The organism is Arthrobacter sp. (assembly GCF_031988865.1).
Taxonomy (GTDB): domain Bacteria; phylum Actinomycetota; class Actinomycetes; order Actinomycetales; family Micrococcaceae; genus Arthrobacter_B.
In genome coordinates, this window is sequence record NZ_DALZXY010000143.1 from 1 (window position 1) to 5,044 (window position 5,044).

3 protein-coding genes and 1 pseudogene are annotated in these 5,044 nt (G+C 66.5%); all 4 read right to left on the bottom strand.

Annotation, left to right across the window (positions count from 1 at the left end; genetic code table 11):
- On the bottom strand, positions 1-452 hold a 452-nt coding region (locus tag RTN46_RS16365), incomplete at its 3' end, for a TIM barrel protein (RefSeq protein ID WP_312182977.1).
- On the bottom strand, positions 449-1,483 hold the full coding sequence (locus tag RTN46_RS16370; RefSeq protein ID WP_312182978.1) for a Ppx/GppA phosphatase family protein: 1,035 nt from the start codon (positions 1,481-1,483) through the stop codon (positions 449-451). The genes RTN46_RS16370 and RTN46_RS16365, both read right to left, overlap by 4 nt.
- An 85-nt stretch (positions 1,484-1,568) precedes the next feature.
- Positions 1,569-4,286 carry a type I DNA topoisomerase gene (gene topA / locus RTN46_RS16375; protein WP_312182979.1) on the bottom strand — a complete coding sequence of 906 codons (2,718 nt, stop codon included), beginning with the start codon at positions 4,284-4,286 and terminating at the stop codon, positions 1,569-1,571.
- 157 nt (positions 4,287-4,443) lie between these two features.
- A pseudogene (locus tag RTN46_RS16380) lies at positions 4,444-5,044 on the bottom strand (SAM-dependent methyltransferase); the annotation flags it as partial.

The window sequence follows — 5,044 nt, forward strand, 5'->3', positions numbered from 1 at the left end:
CGCCACGGATACATGTTCTCCACGGCAATGGTGACGCCATAATCCTCCGCGATCCGCCGGACTCCTTCGGCAAAGTTCTCGGCGTACCCGGTCTGCCAGCGGAAGGGCGGATGCGCCACAACAATGTGCGCGCCCACCTCGGCAGCCATGGCTGCGGAGAGTTCAATCTTGGTCCAGGCCTTGCCCCAGACCTGCTGGGTGAGCAGCAGGGTCGGGGCGTGGATGGCCATCACCGGCAGCTGGTACCGGTCGATCAGGCCCTTGAGGGTCTCCGGGTTCCGGCTGATCTGACTGCCGGTGACCATCACCTCCACGCCGTCGTAGCCCAGGTCGTGGGCGACGGCGAATGTGTCATGGACGGACAGCGGATAGACCGAGGAGCTGGACAGGGCCACCGGGATGTGTGGCAGGTTGGCATCCGGCTGGACGGGGTTCGGGGAGGTCAGGGTCATGGCATCGTACTTCCGCTCGGTTCACCGGCAGCAGCCAGGACCAGGGTCCCGGCTCGTTCTGGCGGGTATGTTTCGGGCCCGGCCGGCAAGGGACCGGGAGTATCGAAGCGCAGCGTATCGAAACGCTGCAGGATCAGCCCCTCGCGCAGTGCCCACGGGCAAATGCGCAGGGATTTCAGGTTGAAGGCTTCCATCGCTGCTTCAGCGACCAGCGCTCCGGCGAGCACCTGAGGCGCCCGGAGACCGGAGACTCCGTCGAGGCGCGACCGTTCGGCCACGCTCATCGCGGCCAGCCGCAGCGTCAGTGCCGAGAGGTCTTTGCGGCGCAGCCGGCGCCGGGCGTAGGGCCCAGCCAGCGACGGCGCAGCGCCCGTCAGGCGGGCCAGGGACCGGAAAGTCTTGGAGGTACCGGTGGCCAGGTCCGGTGCCCCGTAGGGCAGGAACTCCAGGGAAGCGTCGTGCACGGTATTCCGGATGTAGGCCCGCAGGGCTGCCACACTGCCGGGGGTGGGCGGATCGCCTTCCAGCCAGTCCCGGGTGAGACGTCCGGCTCCGAGCGGGACCGAGACGGCGACGTCGGGCAGTTCATCCTGGCCCTGGGCCATCTCGAAGGACCCTCCGCCGATGTCCAGGTCCAGCAGGGTTCCCGCACCCCAGCCGTACCAGCGCCTGGCCGCCAGGTAAGTCATGGACGCTTCCTGCCGTCCGCTCAGTTCCTTGAGCTCGACGCCGGTTTCGAGTTCCACATGCTCCAGCACCAAAGGCCCGTTGGCCGCTTCCCGGATGGCGGAAGTGCAAAAGGCCAGCAGGTCCTGGGCCCGGTGCTGGGCCGCGAAGTCGCGGGCTTCTTCCACGAATTCCACCAGCAGGCGCCGGCCCTCGTCCGTGATGGCGCCGTCGCTGTCCAGATGGGCGACCAACTGCAGCGGACGCTTATGGGAGGCGAAGGGCACCGGGCGGGCACCCGGATGGGCGTCCACCAGGAGCAGGTGGACGGTATTGGACCCGATATCCAGGACGCCTAGTCGCATGATCCCATTATCGCGCTGCCTGAACCGCGCGTTTGTTCCGGGCCCTGTGCAGGGACCCGGAACCAACGCACGGCATTCGGCACACTTACTTCTTGGCCGTGGCGCGCTTGCGGACGGGCTTCTTGGCCGGGCCCTTCTCGCGCTTTTCGGCCAGGAGTTCCAGGGCCCGTTCGCGGGTCAGTTCCTCGATCGCCATGGACCGCGGGACCGTGATGTTCGTGATGCCGTCGGTGATGTACGGGCCGAAGCGGCCGTCCTTGACCACCACGGGCTTCTCCGACACCGGATCGGTGCCGAACTCCGCCAGCGGGGCCGCCGCCTGGCGTCCCCCGCGCTGCTTGGGCTGCGAGTAGATCTCCAGGGCCTGCTCCAGGGTGATCGTGAAGATCTCCTCCTCGGAGCCGATCGAACGGGAGTCCGTGCCCTTCTTCAGGTACGGCCCAAACCGGCCGTTCTGCACGGTGATCTCATTGCCCTCGGCGTCGGTGCCCAGCACGCGGGGCAGGCGCATAAGCTTCAGCGCCTCCTCAAGAGTGACCGTCTCGACGCTCATCGATTTGAAGAGCGAACCGGTGCGCGGCTTGACCTTGACGGGCTTCTTCGGCGGCTTGGGCTTGCCGTTCTTGTAGTACTCCACCGGCTGGTTGGCCAGTTCCTCGGCCGTGGGCTCCGGGATCAGTTCGATGACGTAGGGCCCGTAGCGGCCGTTGCGCGCCACGATGGTGCGCCCGGTTTCGGGGTCCTCGCCGAGCACGCGTTCCTCGGGACCGGCACTGTTCATCAGTTCGATCGCCTTTTCGGCGGTCAGTTCATCCGGGGCCAGGTCCTCGGGAACGTTGGCGCGGTCCGGCTCCGTGCCTTCCGGTGCGTCCGCGGGCAGCGGGCGCTCCAGGTAGGGTCCGAACTTACCCACACGCAGCACAATGCCGTCAGCGATCTCGATGGAGTTCACCGCGCGGGCGTCGATCTCGCCGAGGTCGTTGACGATGGTGTGCAGGCCGGTATCAACGCGGTCGCCATAGTAGAACTTGTTCAGCCAGTCCACGCGGCCGGCTTCACCGCGGGCAATGCGGTCCAGGTCCTCTTCCATCGCCGCGGTGAAATCGTAATCCACGTAGTCGGTGAAGTGCTCCTCCAGCAGGCGCACCACGGAGAACGCAATCCAGCTCGGAACCAGTGCCTGGCCGCGGACGGTCACGTAGCCGCGGTCCATGATGGTGGAGATGGTGGCGGCGTACGTGGACGGCCGGCCGATGCCGAGCTCTTCGAGCATCTTCACCAGCGACGCTTCGGTGAAGCGCGGCGGCGGGGAGGTCTCGTGGCCGCCGGCGGCCAGCTCCGCGGCGGTCAGCGGGTCATCCTTCTTCAGGACCGGCAGGCGGCTGTCCCCGGAGCCGTCATCCTCGTTCCGGGAAGCGTCCTGCCCCTCCTCGTAGGCGGCCATAAATCCGCGGAAGGTGATGACCGTACCGGAGGCCGAGAACTCGGCGTCGCGCCCGTCCGCGGACACCGCGCCGAGCTTTACAGACGCCGTCGAGCCCTTGGCATCGGCCATCTGGGAGGCGACGGTGCGCTTCCAGATCAGCTCGTACAGCTTGAACTCGTCGCCGCGCAGCGACGAGGCCACCTGTGCCGGGGTGCGGAAGGAATCGCCGGAGGGGCGGATAGCCTCGTGGGCTTCCTGGGCGTTCTTGGACTTGCCCTTGTAGACGCGGCTGGATTCGGGCACGTATTCGGGGCCGTAGAGCTCCGAGGCCTGGCGGCGGGCCGCGTTGATGGCCTGGTCCGAAAGCGCCGACGAGTCGGTACGCATATAGGTGATGTAGCCGTTTTCATACAGCCGCTGCGCCACCTGCATGGTCACGCGGGCGGAGAAGCGCAGCTTCCGGCTGGCTTCCTGCTGCAGCGTGGAGGTGGTGAACGGTGCGGCCGGCCGGCGGGTGTACGGCTTGGTCTCCAGCGACCGGACAGAGAACGACGACGATTCCAGGCCAGCGGCCAGGGACACCGCCGCTGCCTCGTCCAGGTGGGTAATGTTCTTGGACTTCAGTTCACCGCGGTCGGTGAAGTCCTTGCCGGTGGCGATCCGGGCGCCGTCGACCGACGTCAGACGGGCCTTGAAAGTCTCCGAGGACGCGGTGGCGAAGGTGCCCAGCAGGTCCCAGTAGGACGCGGAGCGGAAGGCCATGCGTTCGCGTTCGCGCTCCACAACGAGACGGGTGGCCACTGACTGGACGCGGCCGGCGGACAGGCCGCGGGCCACCTTGCGCCAGAGCACGGGGGAGATTTCGTAGCCGTACAGGCGGTCCAGGATGCGGCGGGTTTCCTGCGCGTCAACCATGGAAATGTCGATGTCCCGCATTTCCTGCAGGGCGCGCTGGATGGCTTCCTTGGTGATCTCGGGGAAGGTCAGGCGGTGCACGGGCACCTTGGGCTTCAGGACCTGGAGCAGGTGCCACGCGATGGCTTCGCCTTCGCGGTCACCGTCAGTTGCGAGGTAAAGTTCGTCGGCGTCCTTGAGCGCGGCCTTGAGCTCGGCGACCTTTTTCTTTTTGTCCGTGGAGACGACGTAGTACGGCTCGAAGTCCTTTTCGACGTCGACGGCGAACTTGCCCAGCGAGGTCTTCTTCAGCTCTGCGGGAAGGTCCGAGGGCTGGGGAAGGTCGCGGATGTGCCCCATCGAGGCCGTCACTTCGAAACCTTCGCCGAGATAGCCGGCGATGGTCTTGCCCTTGGCCGGGGACTCGACAATTACCAACTTCTTCTTTTTGCCGGTCGACTTGTCCGTTGCCTTAACTGGCACTGTTCTCCTACGTACGGGGTAGATCAAATGAAAATGAGGGCGGCGCGGAAAGGACCGCAGGCCTGCTCATCCTAAGACAGTATGGGGTTTTCCCAAGCACAAGGGTAACCTCAACCGGCTGGGGGCGCCGACGCGGCCCCAATTCCGGGCAGTGGTATTAGGGCTGCACCGGCAGGAGGAATCCCTCCAGGATGAGATTTCGCACTTCTGTTTCGAGCCCCACGGCGAATTCCGGATCGTCCCGTCCAAGGAGGGCACCCAGCGCCGCGATGATCGCCCCGGCGGGCAGGTCGCCGTCGCAGGCCGAGACGAACCCGGTCAGCTCGGTGCTCATCAGGTTGGTGCGGCGCAGGCCGGCGCCCTGCCTTAACAGTATGACCCCGGGATGTTCGGCCCCTGGACGCTGGTGGCGTTCCTCCGTAACGTCGTCGGCCACCACCAGGTGTTCGGGAGCCAGGTCGGGGTGGGCGTCTGCCCAGTCGAACCGGTCGACGGCGGCGCCGAGGTGCGGGCCGATCGGCGACTCGAGCGGATGGGCGATGTCCTCGAAGCGGCGCAGCGGAGCAGCCTCCGGATCCGCACGGCGGCGCATCCAGACGGAGCCGAAGCCGACGGCGGTGGTGTTCCGGGAGGCAAAGTCTTCAAGGTAGGCGGCGTAGGAGGCGGCGTAGTCGTTCCGGTCCCGGTTCTCGGCTGCATCGCGCAGCCACATTTCGGCGTACTCGGCCGGGCTCAGTGTTTCCCGCTGGATGACCCAG

What these genes read in the sequence shown, in the direction of transcription:
- RTN46_RS16370 (WP_312182978.1), bottom strand. Translation starts at nt 1,483, where the DNA reads ATGCGACTAGGCGTCCTGGATATCGGGTCCAATACCGTCCACCTGCTC.